General features: G+C 61.1%; 15 protein-coding genes. 7 read left to right on the top strand and 8 right to left on the bottom strand.

Annotated elements, in window-relative coordinates; genetic code table 11:
• Positions 1-197 precede the first annotated feature (197 nt).
• The 4 genes from IB262_RS12065 to IB262_RS12050 form a co-directional block, all read right to left on the bottom strand.
• Positions 198-1,421 (bottom strand): glycosyltransferase family 4 protein, encoded by a 1,224-nt coding sequence (locus IB262_RS12065; RefSeq protein ID WP_192493594.1) that lies wholly within the window; start codon positions 1,419-1,421, stop codon positions 198-200.
• 40 nt (positions 1,422-1,461) lie between these two features.
• A complete protein-coding gene (locus tag IB262_RS12060; RefSeq protein WP_234824586.1) occupies positions 1,462-3,480 on the bottom strand; it encodes a nucleoside-diphosphate sugar epimerase/dehydratase in 2,019 nt (672 codons plus the stop codon).
• 892 nt (positions 3,481-4,372) lie between these two features.
• Positions 4,373-5,653, bottom strand: a complete 1,281-nt coding sequence (locus tag IB262_RS12055) for an HlyD family type I secretion periplasmic adaptor subunit (RefSeq protein WP_226020765.1) — start codon at positions 5,651-5,653, stop codon at positions 4,373-4,375.
• A gap of 38 nt (positions 5,654-5,691) precedes the next feature.
• Positions 5,692-7,473 (bottom strand): type I secretion system permease/ATPase, encoded by a 1,782-nt coding sequence (locus IB262_RS12050; RefSeq protein WP_113080380.1) that lies wholly within the window; start codon positions 7,471-7,473, stop codon positions 5,692-5,694.
• A gap of 251 nt (positions 7,474-7,724) precedes the next feature.
• Between IB262_RS12050 and IB262_RS12045 the strand changes: the two genes are divergently transcribed.
• Positions 7,725-8,915: a calcium-binding protein gene (locus tag IB262_RS12045; RefSeq protein WP_112976851.1), complete on the top strand. Its 1,191-nt coding sequence runs from the start codon at positions 7,725-7,727 to the stop codon at positions 8,913-8,915.
• A 90-nt stretch (positions 8,916-9,005) separates the two neighbouring features.
• Here the strand turns inward: IB262_RS12045 and IB262_RS12040 are convergent, their stop codons facing one another.
• From IB262_RS12040 to IB262_RS12030, 3 genes are all read right to left on the bottom strand, one after another.
• The gene (locus IB262_RS12040; RefSeq protein WP_112976850.1) at positions 9,006-9,704 is read right to left on the bottom strand and encodes an HAD family hydrolase; all 699 of its coding nucleotides are present in this window, start codon (positions 9,702-9,704) and stop codon (positions 9,006-9,008) included.
• Positions 9,705-9,708: 4 nt separating this feature from the next.
• Positions 9,709-10,680 carry an ATP-grasp domain-containing protein gene (locus tag IB262_RS12035; RefSeq protein WP_192441873.1) on the bottom strand — a complete coding sequence of 324 codons (972 nt, stop codon included), beginning with the start codon at positions 10,678-10,680 and terminating at the stop codon, positions 9,709-9,711.
• Positions 10,681-10,766: 86 nt separating this feature from the next.
• On the bottom strand, positions 10,767-11,672 hold the full coding sequence (locus IB262_RS12030; protein WP_192493593.1) for a formyltransferase family protein: 906 nt from the start codon (positions 11,670-11,672) through the stop codon (positions 10,767-10,769).
• Between the two features lie 426 nt (positions 11,673-12,098).
• Between IB262_RS12030 and IB262_RS12025 the strand changes: the two genes are divergently transcribed.
• The 3 genes from IB262_RS12025 to IB262_RS12015 all read left to right on the top strand — a co-directional run bounded on the left by IB262_RS12025 (position 12,099) and on the right by IB262_RS12015 (position 15,146).
• Positions 12,099-13,184 carry a glycosyltransferase gene (locus tag IB262_RS12025; protein ID WP_090427483.1) on the top strand — a complete coding sequence of 362 codons (1,086 nt, stop codon included), beginning with the start codon at positions 12,099-12,101 and terminating at the stop codon, positions 13,182-13,184.
• A gap of 129 nt (positions 13,185-13,313) precedes the next feature.
• A complete protein-coding gene (locus tag IB262_RS12020; protein ID WP_090427330.1) occupies positions 13,314-13,973 on the top strand; it encodes a response regulator transcription factor in 660 nt (219 codons plus the stop codon).
• 69 nt (positions 13,974-14,042) lie between these two features.
• Complete coding sequence (locus tag IB262_RS12015; RefSeq protein WP_348646913.1) at positions 14,043-15,146, top strand: glycosyltransferase family 4 protein; 1,104 nt, start codon at positions 14,043-14,045, stop codon at positions 15,144-15,146.
• 38 nt (positions 15,147-15,184) lie between these two features.
• On the opposite strand, the gene IB262_RS12010 is transcribed toward IB262_RS12015, so the two are convergent.
• Positions 15,185-16,822 (bottom strand): glycosyltransferase family 39 protein, encoded by a 1,638-nt coding sequence (locus tag IB262_RS12010; RefSeq protein WP_192493591.1) that lies wholly within the window; start codon positions 16,820-16,822, stop codon positions 15,185-15,187.
• A 403-nt stretch (positions 16,823-17,225) separates the two neighbouring features.
• On the opposite strand from IB262_RS12010, the gene rfbF reads away from it, so the two are divergent.
• From rfbF to IB262_RS11995, 3 genes are read left to right on the top strand one after another with little or no spacing between them, the layout of a single operon-like run.
• Entirely contained in the window at positions 17,226-18,050 is an 825-nt protein-coding gene (gene rfbF / locus IB262_RS12005) for a glucose-1-phosphate cytidylyltransferase (RefSeq protein WP_051659417.1), read from the top strand.
• A gap of 3 nt (positions 18,051-18,053) precedes the next feature.
• The gene (gene rfbG / locus IB262_RS12000) at positions 18,054-19,211 is read left to right on the top strand and encodes a CDP-glucose 4,6-dehydratase (protein ID WP_112772855.1); all 1,158 of its coding nucleotides are present in this window, start codon (positions 18,054-18,056) and stop codon (positions 19,209-19,211) included.
• Positions 19,201-20,451, top strand: coding sequence for an aminotransferase class I/II-fold pyridoxal phosphate-dependent enzyme (locus IB262_RS11995; protein ID WP_192493590.1), 1,251 nt, complete (start codon positions 19,201-19,203; stop codon positions 20,449-20,451). The genes rfbG and IB262_RS11995 overlap by 11 nt, the downstream gene beginning before the upstream one ends.
• Position 20,452 lies beyond the last annotated feature (1 nt).

Here is a 20,452-nt window from a genome sequence, read left to right as displayed (position 1 = left end):
AAATATTCCGCAAAGGCGATTATGCATAGCAAAGATCAATTCAACAACAATTAGCAATGTATAGATGAAAAAATATGAATCTGTCATTGGCGTGCTTGAAACGCACGCACCCGGGAAGCTGCTGACAGAGCATCGTCGCGGATCTTTTTTCTTGTCGAACACTCGCGACTATTTTTGAAATAGGTGAAATATTCCTGTCAGATCAACGCCATGCGCTCGAGAAGCAGCTTGTTCACGGCATGCACATCAAACTTTGATTGGGCCAGTTCACGGGACCTGAGCCCCATGTCTGTGATCAGCGAAGGCGCCCTGAGAAAACGGCACATGGCTTCGGCCAATTGCTTGGCGTTGCGCGGCTCAACCAGGTAACCATTGAGCCCGTCGATCACAGTCTCGTCGCAGCCCGGCAGATCGGTTGTGACGATCGCGCGCCCCGTCGACATCGCCTCAAGAATGCTCCGCGGTATGCCCTCGCGATAGTAGGACGGAAGGACGAAGACGCTGCAATCGCTGAGATGCGGGCGCACATCCGTGGTTTCGCCGAGATAGTTCAGGCTGCCGTCCTTGACCCATCCATCAATGGTTTCCGCGGCAATCGCGGCCGGACTGGGATCGAACTGCCCCAGAAGACGAAATTCGGCCTCCGGGAATTGCTGGCGGACGAGGCGCGCGGCCTCGGCATACTCGCCAATCCCTTTGTCCTTCAGCAGGCGGGCGATGAGCAGAAAAACCGGGCGCCCGCTGGGCGGGCTCGAAAAAGCATAGTGGTCGAGGTCGACGCCAGAGCCCGGCACGAGCGTCAAGTCGCGCTGATCGGAAATCAGCCTACAGCTCTCGATATCAGCCGAATCCGCGCGATTATAGGCAAAGACCCCGCCTGCCCCCTTGAGCGCCAGTCGGTAGAGCAACACGCTCAGTTGCTTGATGCGGCGCCCGACCCACCGCTTTCCTGCGGCGTCCGAATAGACGTGGCCAAGGCCGGTCACGAGAAAATACCGCCGCTTGACGCCGGCCAGGCGAGCGGCAATGCCGCCATAGACAATCGGCTTCATCGTATAAGGGATCACGACATCGATCTGCCGCGAACGAAACAGCCTCCAGTAAGACCAGAGCGTCGCAAGATCCGTCAGAGGATTGAGCCCAGTGCGCGCCATCGGCGAGCGGACGAACTCCACGCCGATTGCGGCAAGCTGCCGGACGACATCCTCGTCCTGCTCCGGCCCAACTGCCAAGACGGAATGGCCCGCCTCCACCAGGCGCCGCAGCAACTCCAGGCGAAAATTGGTGAGAGAGCGACTGTAGCTCGAAAGTACCGCGATCCGTTGTTTCGGAACCACGCCAGCAACCGCCGATCCCGCGGCGGCAGCCGCCCGCCGTGGCGGCAGGCTGGCCGGAGAATAGTCGCTCGCGTCAATCAACATCAGGGCGCTCTCCATACAAACGTTCGAAAGATCGCACAGATCATGTCGGCATCGGCGTCGAAGGCGGGCCCCGCCTAAAGTTCGCCAGCGCTGCTTGCAGGACATCGTCGGTGAGATGCGCGTCATCGGCGTCGGCAGCCATTTCCTCCCCGTCGTCCGACGAGGGCGCGCCAGCCGTGCCTTCAGCCGGATGTTTGTCGAAGCCGGGAATGAGACTGTTCATGATCGCAAAGACCATCGCCTGATCCCCGAGTTCAGCAAAGAGCTTCAGGCGCGCAAACATCTCCTTGAGCGTCGCCAGGGGCACGGCGTTCGGCATCGCGCCGAGCACACCGGGAATAGGTGAACTGATGCGTTGCTCGCCGCTGTCGAACAGCTCCTCATAGAGCTTTTCGCCGGGCCTGAGACCGATGATCTCGATATCGATGTCCTTGCCCGGCGTAAGGCCGGCAAGCCGGATCATCCGCTTGGCGATGTCGATGATCTTGATCGGCTCATTCATGTCCAGAACGAAAATCTCGCCTTTGCCGATTTCGCCTTCCAGACCATAGGCCGAAGCCTGCAGCGTCAGTTCGACGGCTTCGCGAATGGTCATGAAGAAGCGAGTCATGCGCGGATCGGTTACCGTCAGCGGGCCACCCTTGGCGATCTGCCGCTTAAACAGCGGGATCAGCGAGCCGCTCGATCCGAGCACGTTGCCGAAGCGAACCGTCATGAAGCGCGGGCCGGAACCCTTCTTCAGGCAATGAAGGTCAAGCGCCTGGCAATAGAGTTCGGCCAGCCGCTTGGTCCCGCCCATCACGCTGGTCGGGTTGACGACCTTGTCGGTCGACACCTGCACCATCGCCTGCACCTTGAAGCGGCGGGCGGCATTCGCCACGTTCATCGTGCCGATCACATTGGTCAGTACGCCCTCGCAAGGGTTAAGCTCCACCATCGGCACATGCTTGAGTGCGGCAGCATGGAAGACGAGTTCTGGCCGGTACTTGGCAAAGACATCGTTGACGCGATTGGCCCGGCGGACGTTGCAAAGGTTTGCCGTCCGCTTGACGGCCGGATAGCGCTCCCCGAGCTCCATGTCGATCGCATAGAGATTGTATTCGCAGTTCTCAACCAGGATGAGTTCGGCCGGTTCACGCGCCGCCACCTGCAAGGTGAGCTCGCTGCCGATCGAACCACCGGCGCCGGTGATCAGGACGCGCCGACCGCGGACGAGGCGAAGAATTGCCTCGTTGTCGAGGGCTGCCTGCGGGCGCTCCAGAAGATCCGTCAGCTCGATCGAGCGGAGTTCGAAACGGCTTTCCTGCTTGGCGCTCTTGAGTTCGGTGATCTGCGTCAGGCGCGATACGGTCATGCCACGCGCTTCGGCGCGCCGCATCACATCCTCAGCGGCTTCCCCGAATGCCGAAAGCGCTTCGGTAAAGACAACATGGCGCGGCAACTGTCCACTTTCTGCGAGCGCGCAAACCACAGTCTCGAAATCGGTGAGCGCGCCAAGGATCGGAATGCCGCGCAAGGTCATGTCCGTATGCTCCGGCGTCACTTCCAAACAGCCGACCGGCTTGTGGCTGCAATGCGGATCGCGGCGGAGCGCTCTCAGATAGAGATCTGCCGCATGGCCGCTGCCGACGAGCAAGGTCGGGATTTGGTCGGCATTGCCCTCGGCGACCGGCTGCCGTCGCGTTGGGCGCAGCGCCAGTTCGTCGAGCCGGAAGCTCAGCCGCGAAGCCGAAAGGAATGCGGTCAGAAGAAGCGCCTCGAGTGGCACAACGCTTCGCGGCATATCCTGGAGGCGGTTCGCAAAGAACGACATCAACACCAGCGCCGCTGAACTGATCAAGACGGCCTGAAGGATTGAGCGCAGGTCAGAGACGGAGCAGTAGCGCCAGTCGCGAGCGTACAATCCCGCGATCGGAAAGGCGATCGCACAGGCCAGAAGATATTGCGGCCCGGTGGCTAGCAGCGCCCAGATAAGCTCCGGTCGCGTCGACATGGCGTCGAAGCCATAGCGCAGGAAAAAGGCGGCCACGAGCGCCAGGGCTGCAGACGCTATGTCCATCGCGTAGAGCACGCGCGATCGACGAACCTGCTTGACCGACGATACGGCCGTTCTTGCTGCCAGGCGCAAAAGCGCACGGGCGACGGCGGCAAACCAGGTGAACAGATTAAGGAACCTTGCCCAGTATCTCGCCATAGACGGCGGAGACGGGGCGACGGCTTGCGTTGGCTGGGCAGCGGCCTCGTTGCGATGCATGCGACACCCTTCGATCCATAGAACGCCATTCAACCGCCGCGCCGAGAACGGACGGACGAATGATGCGCCTTGAGACGTCATGTCTCGTTGAATTTGTTTGGAATAAACTTCTGATACCGATCAGCTCATACAAATTTGCCTGAAATCTATTTTATCTATGCACTGATACAAACTTTGGTCTTCGCAATAAAATACGCCAACTTCGCCAAAACTCTCGCACGCCAAAACCTGTATGTAAATTATCTTTTCGTTCTATCGGAAGCAATTTACCTAATTATATTAGAACTCAATAGTATTACTACAATTTAATCCATAACCCTTTGGGGTTAGCAAGCGACCGCTACAGTTCCCAAGGGGCGGAATGGACCGCCCAAAAGAAATAAATAAAGATTCACTTCCGGAACATTGCCACACAATTTTATGTATAATTTGGAATATATTTGCATGTCCAAAATACATAACAGAGAAAAATGAAGCATACCTGCAGATACAAATCGACTAAATCTTAGCGCGACTGAAAAATGCGCCCCGATATCAGCAGCGCGCATCCCGGAACTGCTCTCGGGTGAAGATCGAGGAACTTCGACAGGACCTCTCCGACCGCCGGAAAACGAACCAGCCGGCCGACCAGGCCAGCCTGCGACATCAGCGTACACCTCGGCCCAGTGCAATTCTGCGCGGGAAGGACCTTGTGGGCTCATTCCCCCGCGAAGGCGCGTCGATAGGAGTCGGAAATCGGCCGGATCAGATACTCAAGGAAGGTGCGGTCGCCGAGTTCGATAAAGGCGTCGATCGGCATCCCCGGATGCAGCTGCTCCATGCGCACGCCGGGCGGCAGCGGCGTATCCAGGCGCAACACGGCCCTGTAATAGGGCTCGCGCGTCGCCGGATCGGTGAGGCGGTCGGCCGAGACATGGGCAACCGTCGCAGAAACCTCTGGCGTCAAGCTGGTATTGAGCGCCGAGAGGCGGACCCTTGCCGGCTGACCGACATGGACGACGTCGATGTCCTGCGGATGAATACGCGCATCGACGACCAAGTCCCCTGTCGGCAGGATCTCCATGATCTTCTCGCCGGGACCGACGACACTGCCGACGGCATTGTAGACCGAGGCGACGACAACGCCGTCTACCGGCGCTTTGACGACGGTGCGCTCGAGTACACGGCGCGCGGCTTCGACTTGTTCTTCCACGTCGGCAAGCCCGGTCTTCACCTCGTTCATCGCGGTCACCGCCTGCTCGACGCGCTGGGTCTTCAGCCGTTCGATCTGCTCACGCGCTTCTGCGACTTGGGTGCGGCTCGATGAGGATTCTGCCTGCAGCATGCCGACCTGGCCGAGCAGGTCCGCTTCGACGCGAAGAAGCTGCGTGTACTCCGTGCGGTTCGTCAGCCCCTTTTCCAGGAGATTGAACTTTCGCTCGGCTTCACTGCGCACGATCTGCGTCTGCTTCTCGACGGCCGCCTTCTGCGCGGCCAAGCCATCGAGCGCATCGTTGATGCTTTCGACCCGTTGCTGCAGAATAACGGTCTCGGAGGTGAAGCGGGCAAGCCGGGTCTGAAACTCCTTCACCTGTTCTTCCGTCAGGTCGCGGCTTGCGGCCGACATCGTGGCCGGTGCGTTGCCGATCGCGATCGTCAGATCCCGCCGCCCGTCACGTTCGGCGGCAAGGCGCGCCTCCCGCGCTTTTAGAGCCACCCATTGCTTGGCAAGGCGGTTGAGCTGGGTGCGGGCGACGGTGTCGTCGAGGACCACGAGCGTCTGCCCCCGTGCGACCGCATCGCCCTCGCGAACCGCGATTTCGCTGACGATCCCACCTTCCAGATGCTGCACGAGAACATTACGGCCCGTGGCCGTGATCGTGCCGGAAGCGACTGCGGCACCGGAGAGCGGCGCCGTTGCCGCCCAATAGCCGAAACCGGCAAGGATGAGGACAAGCGTTCCATAGCCGAGCCGGGCGACCAACCCGGTATCGGTCACAATCGTCTCCCGCCAGGAGCGCCGAGTACCCGTCGCCGTCATGGCCGATCCCCGGTTCTGCCAGGTAGGAAGGTGGAAATGTTCGCCGTCGGCAGGGTCGCCGGCCGCTTGGCGGTCGCTGACTTCGCGGCCCGGTCCGCCCGGTCGGACTGCGCGCGGCGCGCCACCTCCTCCGTCGGGCCGAAGTCATCAATCCTGCCATTCTTCATCACCAGGATCCGGTCACACGTCGTGGCGATCGAAATGCGGTGCGTGACAATGACGACCGTGACGCCGCGCGCTTTCGCGTCTCTGAGCGCCCGTCCGAGTGCCGCTTCCCCTTCGCTGTCGAGGTTGGCGTTCGGCTCGTCGAGAACAAGAAGACGCGGAGAGCCGTAGAAGGCGCGCGCAAGCCCGATGCGCTGCCGCTCGCCGCCGGAGAGATTGTTGGAACCGGGCCCAATCGGGGTCTGATAGCCTTTCGTCTGCGACAGGATGAGATCGTTGGCATGAGCCGCCCGCGCGGCCGCAACCACCGCCTCGTCGGCTGCATCCGGCTCGAATCGGGAGATATTGGCGGCGATCGTGCCCGGCAGCAGCTGCACGTCCTGTGCGAGATAGCCGATGAGGCTGCCGAGCTGCGTCACGTCCCAGGTTCTCAGGTCCGCACCATCAATGGTGATCGAGCCCGCTGTCGGGGCAACGGCGCCGGTTAGAAGTCGCGCGAGCGTCGACTTGCCCGCCCGGCTAGGGCCGACCACTGCAACGCTTTCGCCGGCAGCGATCGTGAAATTCAGCCGCTTCAGGATCGGCTCAGGGTCGGCTCCAGCGTCGGGCGAAACATAGAGCAAATCACGCACGGCGATATCGCCGGCGGGGTTCGGCAACAGAAGCTTGCGGCTATCGACACTGCCGGCCTCGATCACCTTTTCGAACCGCGACCAGGCGCTGCGCGCATCCATTGCCTGCTTCCAGATCCCCACCAGCTGATCGAGCGGTTGCAGCGCGCGGCCCGATAGGATCGACGACGCGAAAATCATGCCGGCAGTCATCTGCCCCTTTAAGACAAGGGTCGCGCCAACAGCAAGGATCGCCATCTGCAGGATCATTCTGATCGATCGCGATATGCCGCCGAAGATTGCGTTGACGACGAGGCTTCCGTCGGCTGCCGCGGTCGCGGCAGCAAACTGGCGGCCCCAGACCTCACCGACATTGTTCGTCATGCCCATCGCACGCACAGTCTCGGCATTGCGGCTGAACATCTGCGCCGTGAGATTAGCGCTGGTGATACGCTCCTGCGCGAACTGCGACGCCTTCTTGTTCATGTACTGATTGAGGAAAACCATAAGCAGGATCACGATCGCGCCGATCGTCGTCATCAGAAAGAGCAGCGGATGCAGGAGATAAAGGAGTGCGGCGAACACCGGCGAGAACGGCAGGTCAAAGAGGACCGGCGTGCCGCGTGAAGCGACGAAGCCTCTAACGGTCGCAAGATCGCGCAAAGGCTGGATATCGCCCGGTTCCCGGCCCGCTGCCGCGACCACGTTCGCAAAGGCGGCCGCCCCGAGCTCGCTGTCGAGCTTGGCCGCCATGCGCACCGCATAGATCGCCCTGATCACATCAAGCAGGCCGAGGAACGCGAAGGCAAGGAACGCGATAATCGTGAGATAGACGAGCGTTTCGATGCTCGAAGAGGGCAAAACCCGATCATAAACCTGGATCAGGAACAGCGGCGAGGTCAGCGCCAACACGTTGACGACCGTCGAGAACAAGCCGAGATCTATGACGCTGCGCCGGAACGCAGATCGTAAACTGCCGCTTGTGATTCTGTTGTCTACCATGCTGCAACGACACCGTTTCCAGGAATTTGAGTGGGGCCGTATCGATGGAAGTGTTCCCCGATGTCAACGTGCCGGAGGTTGAGTAGGTACTATACATCTGTTGTAGCGGTTGCTTATAGATGCTATTTTAGACCCCCACCATTTAACACGACAGATCACAGTTTTCACACGCTAAGGTCGCTTGCTGTCTTTGCGCGGCGGTCGGTAAAAGCAACGGCGCGTATTCTGCCACACTAATAAAGGATGGAAACATGATCGTTAAGGGAAGACCCGTAGCTGACACGCTTTATGGCACGAACGTAGCTGACACAATTTATGGATATGGCGGCGACGATAGCCTTTGGGGCTATGCCGGAGACGACTATCTCGACGGTGGCGACGGCAACGACCGGATGTACGGTGGCGACGGCAACGACTTCTTCAAGGCCGGTCCAGGCGACGATTATGCTGAAGGCGGTGTCGGCAACGACTCCTTCGATGGCGGCCTTGGCAACGACCGCTTCATGGGTGGCCTGGGCAACGACATCTTCGACGGCGAGGACGGCGACGACACACTCGACGGCGGCGATGGCCACGACACCATGCTCGGCGGTGCTGGCAACGATACCTTCTACGGCGGTGCCGGCGAGGAATATATCGACGGTGGCGCGGGCAATGACATCATCTATGCCGGCGACGGCAATGACGGTTTCGTCAATCGCATCAATCCGGCGACCGGCAAGGTTACGACGCAGGCCGTCGGCGGCGGCGCCGGCGACGACTACATCTATGGCGAAGGCGGCAACGACGCGCTCAAGGGCCAGTCCGGCAATGACCACGTCTATGGCGGCATCGGCGATGACCGGGTCGATGGCGGCGACGGCGACAACTATCTCGACGGCGGCGACGGCAACGACATTCTCGATTCTGAGAACGGTCGTGATGAGGCCCATGGCGGTGCTGGCGTCGACAAGATCAGCGTCGGCGCAGGCGACGACCTCGTCTATGGTGATGGCGGCAACGACAGCATCAGCGGCGAAGACGGCAACGACACGCTGAATGGCGGCGATGGCGATGACCTGTTCTACGGCGGCTCGGGCAACGACACGATCCGCGGCGACGCTGGCAGGGACACCCTGATCGGCGAGACCGGCTCAGACTTTCTCTGGGGCGGCGCCGACGCCGACCGCTTCGTGCTCAAGGGCGCTGGCGCACTCAACGGCCAGGATACCATCATGGACTATCAGGATGGTCTCGATCGCATCGTCCTCGAAAAGCTCGGCATCACCCGCTATGCCAACACCGGCGGCCCCGGCACGGTTTATGCTTATGACGACCCGAGCGGCGACGTGATCCTGAAGGCGCAGGATTCGGCCGGCCACGCGTTCCAGATCGTCGTCGACGATCCGAACGGTACCCTGTCTGCGGCCAACTTCAGCGCGGCAGACTTCACCTTCGCGTAAAATACCGGCGGCCGCGGGTTTGAATACGCGCTCCGCGGCCGCCACTACCGCCCGTTCCTGCCTGTATTGGCAGTCCAGTTCGCGAAAAGCTCACCGAGAGACCGCTTCACCAGCGGCGAGTGATCGCAATGCCTCGTCCAGTTCGTCTAGATCGCTGATCCGCCTATCGGCTTGGTGTGCATCATCCGGCGCCGCCGTGCGGTGAACCCGCGCTTCGCGCGCGACCATCACCGTTTGCCATCCGCGCCGGCGCGGCGTGACGAAATCCTTCACCGGATTGTCGGCGATGTAGATGAGATTGTCCCGCTTGACGTCCGCCCAGGTCTCGATCGCCTCATAGGCCCGAGCATGCGGCTTCCAGAATTCTCTCCCCCAAAGATCAGTGAAGATCACCCGGTCCACCAAGGCTTCGAGCCCCAGCGCTTTGACCTTGGCCTGTTGCGTGGCCGCAGGCCCGTCGGTAATGATCGCTCTTCGGCCGACGCGCGCACGCTCCAGATAGCGGCGAGCATCGTCGGCGAGAGCTATTTCCGGCTGGTGTCCGCGGTAGACGGCAACCAACTGGCCGACCAACGCTTCGTCGACGGCAATGCCCATCGCTGCCAGCGCCGTATCGAAAACGCGTCCGCTGGGCCCGCTCGCAGCAGCTGCCTCGCAGTGCCCGGCAAAGCCTTCCGCGCCCAGATGGTTCGCCAGCCAGGCATCAACGGCCCTGAATCCGCTTAGGGCGAAATCCCGCTCCAGATAAAGTGTATCGTCGAGATCGAAGACAAGCACCTGCCCGCCCATCCGCTTATCCCCTGAAGACCGCCGCGTCGTATCGCAGCATCAACACACCTTCTCGCCAATCGTCATGCGCCGTTCTCGGCAAGCCCGCCACTTCCTCCAGCAGCCATCGGGCAAAGGTCGCGCCGGCATGATCCACAAGCGGATAGCCGCCGCCGAAACGGGCGTTGATTTCGATCACCCGAGCGCCCGTCAGGCGATCGTCCATGACCTGGAAACAGAACGCACCGCGCAAGTCGGGCAACGCCCGCAAGATACCCTCAGCCATCGCCCGATGCGCCTTATGGCGCTCGGTGACGCCCTTTTCGACTTCGCCTGCCCTTATGCGCAAGCGCCGATGCGAAATGACCGACTGCAATGTGCCGCCGTCGTCGACGAACGCATTGACCGTGTGCTCCGGGCCGTCAAGATATTGCTGCAGGATCATCGGCTCTGCAGTCGTTTCAGGCAGATCGGCCATTGAGCGCACCATGCTGATCGAGCGGCTTGCGCTCCCGGCATTGGGCTTGAGGAACAGCGGCCAGTCCCAGCGGGAGAGCTCGCCGCGAACCTCCTCCAGCATGCCGGTCCGCGGGACCGGCACCCCGGCCGCGTCGAGCACGCGCATGGTTTCGAGCTTGTCGCGCACGACGTCGATGACCGGCGGAGTGCTCACATGCACGCGGCAATCGAAGCGGTCGAAATCCCCCGCTGCTGCCGCAAGCGGCACCAGTTCGGGATCGATCGTTGGTACGAGCAGCCGCACATCATGCGCCCGCGCGATCTCCGCCAGGCGGCCCGTGAACTCCGGGTGATTGTAGGCGGGCACGGCGAAAGCCCGGTCTGCGACGGCGCAGGCGGCGCTCAGGTCAGGATCAAGATCGCAGGCCAGGATCTGGATATCGATGTCCAGCGCGCGCGCTGCCCGGCGAAAGCACTCGATCAGGCCAACACGTCTTCCCGCGGAAGAGACAAGGATCTTGAACGACCGGTACGCCATACACGCCTTCTCCTTGACTGTTAGGACGACGGCCAAGGCAATCACCGTGGCCCCGCCTGACTGAATCCAATGCTATTCCCGCGCGATTACGCTCCCAACTTGCTGTGCACAGCGGGGCGCCGGCCGTCAGCCGTGCGCCACGCGGTTACCTCGATGCACTGCCGGTCTCCGCACATGACGGTAAACCCATCCGCCGTATGGGTCTGAACTTGCGCGGCAAGGCCGATGTAACGGAAGGAGTCCGCGAAGGGCCGCGCCGCATCGATATGGACGACCTTTCCGTCCTGGCCCGAGAAGGCGCCGGGATAGGGCTCGCCGACCGCCCTGATCAGTCGCAGCACCTCCGCTGCCGGGCGCTGCCAATCGATCAAGCCATCCTCGGCGACACGCTTTGCACAATAGTTTGCCAGGCTGTGGTCCTGCTCGACCCGCGGCGCCTTGCCGGCTGCGGCCAATTCAACGGCCTCCGGCACCATCTCCGCCAGATTGCGCACATGCTTGCCGTAGAGACTACGCGCGGTCTCATCCGGCGCGATGGAAAACAGACGCTGCAGAATGATGGGGCCGGAATCCGTACCCTCGTCGATCCAGAAGAGCGACGAACCCGTCGTCTTTTCATCAAGCAGGATGGTCCAGGGGATAACACCCCTGCCTCTCAGACGTGGCAGCGCCGACGGGTGAAAACCGATCACGCCCAGCCGCGGGATGGCACGGAAGGCCTGGCGGCAGATCTGCGACCAGCCGAGGACCAGAACGAGATCCGGGGCGCTCGCGCGGATGGCTGCAAGCGTGTTTTCAGCGTTCACGTTGGTCGTATGGCAGACCGCGCTGCCTGCCGCGCGGGCCGGCGTCGTCAAGTCCGCGAAATCGGAATGGCGGTCCGCGGCCTCCGGCGGGAGCGTAACCACCATGGACGGCAGCATCCCCTTCGCCAACAGGGCATTGAGCGCAATTAGGGATCCTTCGACGGCACCAACCAGAACAAAACGCATTTTGGTTCTCAAATGCACAATGTGTCAGAGCGCAATATACAACTCGGATCACAACCAAGGGAAGAAATAACCCATCCGGGCGATATTAATGTATTTCAAGTATGATATGACGGGATGCTATTTCAGAGCCGGGCTATACTGCAAGAGAATAATTGCATGACAGTGTCTGCCGTTGTATCTTGAAACCACTGCTTTTCTGGGGTGCGCCCTGGAAGACCAATTTAGAGTACCAACCTATTTCAGAAATAATCGCGTCCGACATGTCCATAATCGAGGCAACAGGAAGTTAATGTCTTGGCGTGCACTGCGCGCGCCCAGGAATTTAATGCTTGTGACCCCGCGGGGGAGCACGCAAGTGTGCCCTGTCGTCAGGCTCAGGGAATGCGGAGGAAGGCCCAAACGGCGGCGCAACTTCGGATCCACGGTATGATATTGCATTTGATCACCAATTTCAGCGCAAGCGCCGGAGCTGAGACGATGCTCGCGCGCCTGCTCAAGGCGTCATCTGACGAACGCGTCATGGTCGTATCGCTGCTCGATGTCTCGGCGCGAAACCGTGACCTCGCGGACAATCCGCGCGTCGAGTATGTGGCGCTCGGCGCACACTCGCTCCCGGCCATTCTGCAGGGCACGATGCGGCTTGCCAACATCATCCGACAGGAAAAGCCGAGTGTCATGCTGTGCTGGATGTACCACGCCATGGTGGTCGGCACGGTGGCTGCCAAACTTGCGCGTCGCGCAACGCCGGTCATCTGGAATGTTCGCCAGTCGCTGGATGATGTCGCCTCGCTGTCGCGAAGCTCGCATATGGCGATCGCCGCTGCCCGGGCGCTATCCGGCTCCGCCTCCGGCATCATCTACAATTCGTCGCGCGCTCGCGAAATGCACCGCGCCTATGGCTACCGCAACCTGAATTCGGTCGTCATCCCGAACGGCTTTGAAATTCCGGCGGTTTCGGCAGGCCAGGAAGCATCGCCCCGACGGATAGGCATCGTCGCGCGTTTCCACCCGCAGAAGGATCATGCCACCTTCTTTCACGCCGCCGCTTCGGTGTTACGCACCCATCCCGACACGCGCTTTCTCGCCGCCGGACGGGGGCTAGCCTGGGACAATCCTGAAGTCGTCCGGCTGATTGCCGACGCAGGGTTGCCAAGCGAGGCCATCGACCTCAGGGGCGAAGTCGCGAACATGGAGGATTTCTACCGAAGCATCGACATCCTCGCTCTGTCCTCCAGAACCGAAGGCTTTCCGAACGTTGTTGCCGAGGCGATGAGCTACGCAAAAATGGTGGTGGCAACGGACGTCGGAGACGCGGCAGAGGTTGCCGGCAATGCCGGGATCGTCGTGCCTGCCCGTAATCCCGAGGCCTTTGCCGACGCCATGCGCAAGGTGCTCGACCTATCGCCGGAGGAATATGCCCGCTACGCGCATCTCGCCCGAGATCGTATCGAAAGCGAATACACGCTGCACCACATCGAACGGCGCTACTCCAATTTCCTGAGGAACTTCTAGCAGCCACCGCACGGCTAAAGCTGCGGAAAGAAAATTCGGAGAGGGGGACCGACACATGAACGACAACAACAAAGGGGCTCGACCTAAGCGAATGCCGGCGGGCTTGGCGCCGACAGTGAGGCGGGCATTATGACGACGCCGATACGCACAGTCATCATCGACGACCACCCGCTCGTCATCGTCGGCGCGCGCGCGACGATCGAGACGACCAACGATATCGTCTGCGTCGGCTCGGCCGGATCGGGTGCGGAAGCGCTGGCGCTGATCAAGGAAACCGGGCCGGACGTTTCGGTCATCGATATTGCCCTTCCCGACATGAGCGGCCTTACGCTCGCCGAACAAATCCTCAAGGAGCAGCTTTCGGCCTATGTGGTGATGATGACGATTTACCCAGAGCGCTCCTATGCACAGCAGGCGCTTCAGATCGGCGTCAAGGGCTTCATTCAGAAATGCTCTGCGCCCGAGCACCTGCTGCTTGCCGTTCGGTCCGTTACGCATGGTGGGCTCTATCTCGATCCGCCAACCGCCCAGGAACTGACCCGCTTGGCACCAAATCCAGGGTCGCGCGCGATGAAGACAGCCGGTGTGCCGGGGCTGACCCGTCGCGAGCAGGACGTTCTACGCCTCGTAGCCCTTGGGTACTCCAACAAGGAAATTGGCGCGCGCGCCAATGTCAGCGTCAAATCGATCGAAACATACAAGGCCCGCGCGACGGAGAAGCTGCAGCTCCACACGCGGGCGCAGATTGTCCATTTCGCCTTGACCCACGGCTGGATGAGCGCCGTCTAGGCCGTGGTCGGGGGTCGGGCGCAGGATGTCCGCCTGCCCCAATCGAGACAGGAGCCGCCATTGCGAATTGTGTTTGTGCTTTCGGGGCTTGGTGCCGGCGGCGCTGAAAAGGTCGTCAACATCCTCGCGCGCCATCGCTCGGCCCGAGGTGATGACGTGCACGTGCTCGCGCTCAATGCGGAAACCCCGGAGACCTACTTTGCCTATGACAGGTCCGTCCGCGTGGAGGCGCTCGGCGGCGGCTCGTCGGTGCCTGTCTTCAGGACGGCCGAGCGTGTCGCCCGATTGCGCGCGCGCCTGCGCGCCCTATCGCCGGACCTCGTCATCTCCTTTCTGACGAAGGTCAACATCATGGTCGTACTTGCCAGCCGCGGCCTCGACCTGAGGCTCGTCCTTTCCGAGCGAAACAACTTCAATACGCAAGACATGAACTGGCTGTGGCGATTGGCGCGGCCGCTGGCGGCTCGCCTGGCGGAGCGGCTGGTGATGCAGACGACGGAAGCGGTCAATTCGCTGCCGCCGCCCCTCAAAGCCAAGGCCGTGATCATCCCCAACCCGATCACGCTTCAGCATGTACGTGAAAAACAGTCAGGCACTGACACCCGCGTGCTAGCCGTCGGCCGCCTGAACAGGCAGAAGGGGTTCGATCTGTTGATAGACGCCTTTGCCGATATCGCGGGGGGCGCGCCGAACATGACGCTGACAATCTTCGGCGAAGGCCCGGAACGGCCCGTGCTCGAGGAACAGATCCGACGCCTCGGCCTTTCAAACCGCGTTCGTCTACCGGGCACGACGAAATCACCGGTTGAATGGATCAACGCCGGCGATATCTTCGTCCTCAGTTCGCGCTTCGAAGGCTTCCCAAATGTGCTGCTGGAGGCGATGTCCGCGGGCCTTGCCAGCATCGCCTTTGATTGCCCCTGGGGGCCGTCGGAAATCATCGACACGCCGGCGGTTGGCATGCTCGTTCCGAAGGAAGACACTCGCCGGCTGGCAGACGCGATGGGCCGCCTGGCGGCCGACGCAACACTCCGGCACCAGATCGGCGCCATGGGCGCACGCGCGGTTGCCGCGCGCTACGCGATTCAGTCGGTCCTTCAGCAATGGGACGACGTCATCGCCGCGCCGGAAGAGACCCAGGCGCTTTACCAGGCAGCGCGCGTATCGACCTGATACGGCACCGCCTTAGGAGGCGACGCCGCATCACCCGGTCAGGATCCGGAGGGCGCTGTTGGCCTCAGGTAGAGGGTCGGAACCCCATATCTGTCCTTGAAGCCGAGAGAGGCGGACTGCACGTAGCCGTGGCTTTCTGCAAAGGCACGCATCGGCTTTTCCAGTTCGTCTTCAAAGCCAAGCAGAAACGCTGCCGGCGGGTCTTTCTCGAACAGACCTTCGATCATCGATGGCGATGTCATCTTGTAGTACTTCGCCAACTCGGGGCTCGTCATGTCCGCGGTGCGGTAGGCAAACGGCCCGGTCGCCAACTCGGCATAGACATCGAGGCCGCCTTCCAGCGGATAGATGGGCGCGAGCGTCGCAACCTTGCCGGTGACGCCGGCAGCCTGCATTCTCTCAGCAATCGTCACGCCTCCCTCATGCACGCGCATCGTCGTCCACTGCTGCGGATGGGTCGCCTTGCCGAGGTATTGAGCAAGGCGCGGCGCGTTGACCGCAAGGACGACAAGCACGGCCGACAGCAGGATCGGCCGCACCATGGGGAGTGCGCGCGGACCAAGTGCCTCGAGCAAAAGGCCAAACCCCAGCGGAAGGCAGACGAGCGGCGGCGCAAAATACTGGGGGAATCCGGGCGTCGGAACGAAGCTCAGCACAAAGCTGCAGACAAGCACGCCCGCAAGCACCAGCACCTCCCCCATGCGAAGCTTCGGTTCGGCCGCCACGTTGTCGGGGCGCCGGGCAAGAACGATGAACGCGACGGCGATGATCGCCGCAAGCGCCACGGCCACGGCCGGCGCTAGCCATATATCCTGCGCCATGACCAGTTTCTGGGCGAGCGACATCGCCCCGCCCTCCCCGTCGCCGCTCATCAGCCGCCAGTATTGCGGATGCGGACCGGTATGGTAGCGCACCACATGAGCCAGGAAGAGCTGCGGATCCCTGACGAGATAAAAAAGGATCGGCGCCCCGCCGACAAGGCCGCCGACCAGCAGCGGCGCCGCGACGTTTACGATACGATCCTTCAGCGCCAGCGATCGCGGCAGAAGGAATGCGGCCACGGCCACGGCCGGGATGAAGGCGATGGCGCTCAGCTTGAAACACACGGCCAAGGCCAGCAGAAACCCGGCCAGCGCCACCAACGACGAACGATGCTGCTCGCTGCGCAGGGCAAGAAAAAAGAGGCTGAGGCCGAGAAAGGCGAACGGCCACGGCAGGAAATTGTTGGTGGCGCCGACACCCGTCTGCGTCAGGAACAACTCGTTCACCAGCGACAGGATGCCGACACAGACAGTTGCCCAAGCCGAACGCGTCAACACATACACCACGCCGCCGACAGCGACTGCCATAAGGATCCAGGCCAGGAAAACACCGAGGCGACCGCTGAAGAGCAGGTCGCTCGACCCTGTCAGCTTGCTGATCCCGTAGAAGTACCACGCGGAGGCCGGCGGATGATTGTAGAAGAAATCGGCGTAGAGCGCATGGTCGTTCAAGAGCCTGGCCGGCGGGACATACAGCTGCTCGTCTCTCCGCATCTCGAAATTCATGATCCGAAGAAACAGAAAATAGAAAACGAACAGGAAGAACAGGGCCGCGGCGACTTGATAGAAAATCCCGACCGATTTTCCTTCAACAGTTTCCTGTCTTTCCGAAGAAACACTTGCTGGATAGGTCATGCAAAAACTCCGAACAAAAATAGACGAAGTATAAAATACAGGCTGGCGACGGGAACGATGCAGTCGCACATGGCTTCAAATAGATCACACAGGATCGTAATGCGCAGCGGCGCATGGCCTAGCGGGACAACCCCGACAAGCGTGCAGGGATAAACCTGACACGTAAAAAGGCTTGCGGCCAAGCAGAATATAAGGTATTCCTTGTATATTAGTTACTTAACATAACGGAAACCCTGGGACTTATCCAGACATATTCCGTAGCGCGCAGGTAACCACCTGCTTTTATTGACGTGCATTTTAATCAGTTATTGAAAACGCTCAAATCGCGCATTGGATCGCGATTGCTCATGAATAAAACCTGAGACGTCAACACTATCCCAAACATATCTTCTTGGAGACCGCTATGAAAGTCGTTCTCTTTGCGGGAGGGCTTGGCTCGCGCCTGGCCGAGGAAACCACGCGTATTCCCAAGCCGATGGTCGAGATTGGTGGCAAACCCATCATTCTTCACGTCATGGACATTTACAGCCACTGGGGGCACCGCGACTTTGTCGTCGCCGGCGGCTATAAGTGCATGTCGATCAAGAGCTTCTTCCATAACTTCCATCTGTCGACCGCAGACTTTACCGTTGCGCTCGGAAGCGGCTCGATGGTGCTGCACCCCAATCATCCGCTCGACTGGAATGTCTCTGTCGTGGACACCGGCCTGTCGACGATGACTGGAGGGCGGCTCCTGCGGCTGCGCGAATGGCTCGACAACGAGCCTTTCATGGTGACCTATTCGGACGGCGTCGGAAACATCGACATAGAGGCGCTGCTGGCGTTTCACCGCTCGCACGGGCGCCTTGCGACAGTTACCGCCGTGCAGCCACCGGCCCGTTTCGGCAACCTCGAGATCGAAGGTGACCAGGTCGTCGAGTTCACCGAGAAGGTGCAGAAGAAGGAAACCTGGATCAACGGCGGCTTCTTCGTCTTTGAACCCGGCGTCCTCGACTACATTCCGAGCCTTTCCGAACCGCTCGAAATGTCGCCGCTGACCAATCTCGCCAGGGCCGGTCAACTGTTTGCCTACAAGCATCACGGCTTCTGGCATCCGATGGATACGATCCGCGATCGCGATTACCTGAACGGGCTGTGCGAAAGCGAAGATCCGCCGTGGCTGCACTTTGAACGCGATCACCTTTCCGCCGCGACAGCCGCACCCTCCACCCATCACGTACGGATGTAGGACATGGCTTTGATCACCAGCGAGGTCGACCTTGCCGAGGCGTTCCGTGGCCGAAAGATCCTGATCACGGGACACACCGGCTTCAAGGGAGGCTGGCTCTCGCTTTGGCTAAGGCGACTGGGCGCATCGGTGGTCGGCCTCTCGCTGCCACCGTCGATACCGTCCTTCTACCTGGCGACCGGCCTCGGCGACGTCATCGACGGCCATGAGGGCGACATCCGGTCTGCCGCCGACGTGGCGAGGGCAATCGGCGGACAGGATTTCGATCTCGTCATTCACATGGCCGCGCAGGCCGTGGTTCGCGCCTCCTTCGAGAACCCGGTCGACACCTATGCGACCAATGTCGTCGGCACCGCCATCGTGCTTGATGCGGCAAGGCGCATGAAATCCCTGAAGGGCGTGATCGTCGTCACCAGCGACAAGTGCTACGAGAACCGCGAATGGGTCTGGGGCTATCGGGAAAACGACCCGATGGGCGGGCGCGATCCTTATAGCTCATCGAAAGGCTGCGCTGAACTCGTCGCAGCGGCCTATCGATCCTCGTTCTTCAATGACCCCAACGGGCCTCAGCTCGTCAGCGTGCGCGCCGGCAACGTCATCGGCGGCGGCGACTGGGGTGCCGACAGGCTCGTGCCCGATCTGGTCCGGTCGGTGGAAGGCGGCAGCCCCGCGCGGCTGCGCAATCCGTCAAGCATCCGGCCGTGGCAGCATGTCTTCGAACCGCTTCGCGGTTACATGATGCTGGCGGCGCACCTGCTTCACGGCAGAACGCGCTTTGCCGGCGGCTGGAATTTCGGCCCCGACCAGGAAGCGACCGTCAATGTCGGAACGCTTGCCGACATGGTCGTTGCCCAATGGGGTGACACGCCGCCGAGATACATCGTCGAACCGCAGGTAAACGCGCCGGTGGAATCGACCATCCTGCGCCTCGACAGCACCAAGGCCCGCACGGAACTCGGCTGGAAGCCGGTGCTGCGCCTGCGCGACACCGTGGCCACGACTGTCGCCTGGTACCGCAAGCATCGGGAGGATCCGAGGAACATCCGGTCGTTCTCGGAGCATCAGATCGAGCAATACGCCGCCGCCTGGAAACAGGAAGTCGAACACGAAGCAAGACCATTGCCATTGCGCGACATCGGAGATTGGAAAGATGCGAGTTAATTACGGACAGTCCGTTTACGGTCAGGAAGAGATTGATGCCGTCGTGGCAGTCCTGCGCTCATCGACACAGATGGGCACGGCCGTCAGGACGATGCAGGAACGTGTCGCGATGCTCTTTGCGAAACGGCATGGCATCATGGTGAATTCAGGTTCGTCAGCGAACCATCTCGCCGTCGAAATCGCCGACCTTCCGAAGGGATCGGAGGTCATCACGCCCGCATTGACCTTTGCGACGACCGTCGCCCCGATCGTGCGCGCCGGTCTTATCCCGGCTTTCGTCGACGTCGTCGAAGGCACCTACAATATCGATGTCGATGCGATCGAGCGGATGATTACCAGAAAGACGAAGGCGGTGATGATCCCTTCGCTGATCGGGAACCTGCCCGATTGGGATCGCATTCGCGAAATCGCCGACGCGCACAAGCTGCTGGTTATCGAAGACAGCGCCGACACGCTGGGCGCGACGATCAGGGATACAAGCACCGGCGCGCGTTCCGATATCAGCACGACCAGCTTCTACGGCTCGCATGTCATTACCGCGGCGGGCAACGGAGGCATGGTCTGCGTCAACGACGACGAGCTGGCGCGCAAGGCGATGCTCTATCGCTCCTGGGGCCGCACATCCTCGCTCTTTGTCGAATCCGAGACCATCGAGAACCGCTTCAACATCGATCTCGACGGCTTCGACTATGACGCCAAGTTCGTGTTCGAGGTGCTGGGCTTCAACATTGAACCGTCCGAAATGGGCGCAGCGTTCGGGCTTGTCCAGCTCGATCGGCTGCAGCAAAACATCGATGCGCGCGAGCGCAACTTCGCCAAGCAGCGCGCCTTCTTCGAGACCTACGAGGACTGGTTCGTCCTGCCGGAGCAACTGCCGCTTTCGCGAACCGGGTGGCTGGCCTACCCGATGACCGTGCGCGCCGATGCGCCGTTCACCCGCCGGGAGATGCAGATCTTCCTGGAACAGCGCGACATCCAGACCCGTCCGGTGTTTACCGGAAACATCCTGCGCCAACCGGCGATGAGCGGCGTCCATAGCAAGGTCGAGCCGCGCGGCTATCCGGTCGCCGACGACGTGATGCGCGGCGGCATTCTGCTCGCCTGCCACCATGGCCTGACACAGGCGCACCTGGACCATATCCACCAGTCGTTCCGCGATTTCGCCACGCAATTCGCGAGCTCGGGCGCCAGCAAGCGCCGCCAGCAGCAAACAGCCTCCTTTGAGCAACCTGGAGCTTGAA

This window comes from Ensifer sp. ENS02, from assembly GCF_014851885.1.
GTDB classification, from domain to species: Bacteria; Pseudomonadota; Alphaproteobacteria; order Rhizobiales; family Rhizobiaceae; genus Ensifer; species Ensifer adhaerens.
This window is presented reverse-complemented; position numbering and strand designations above follow the sequence as displayed.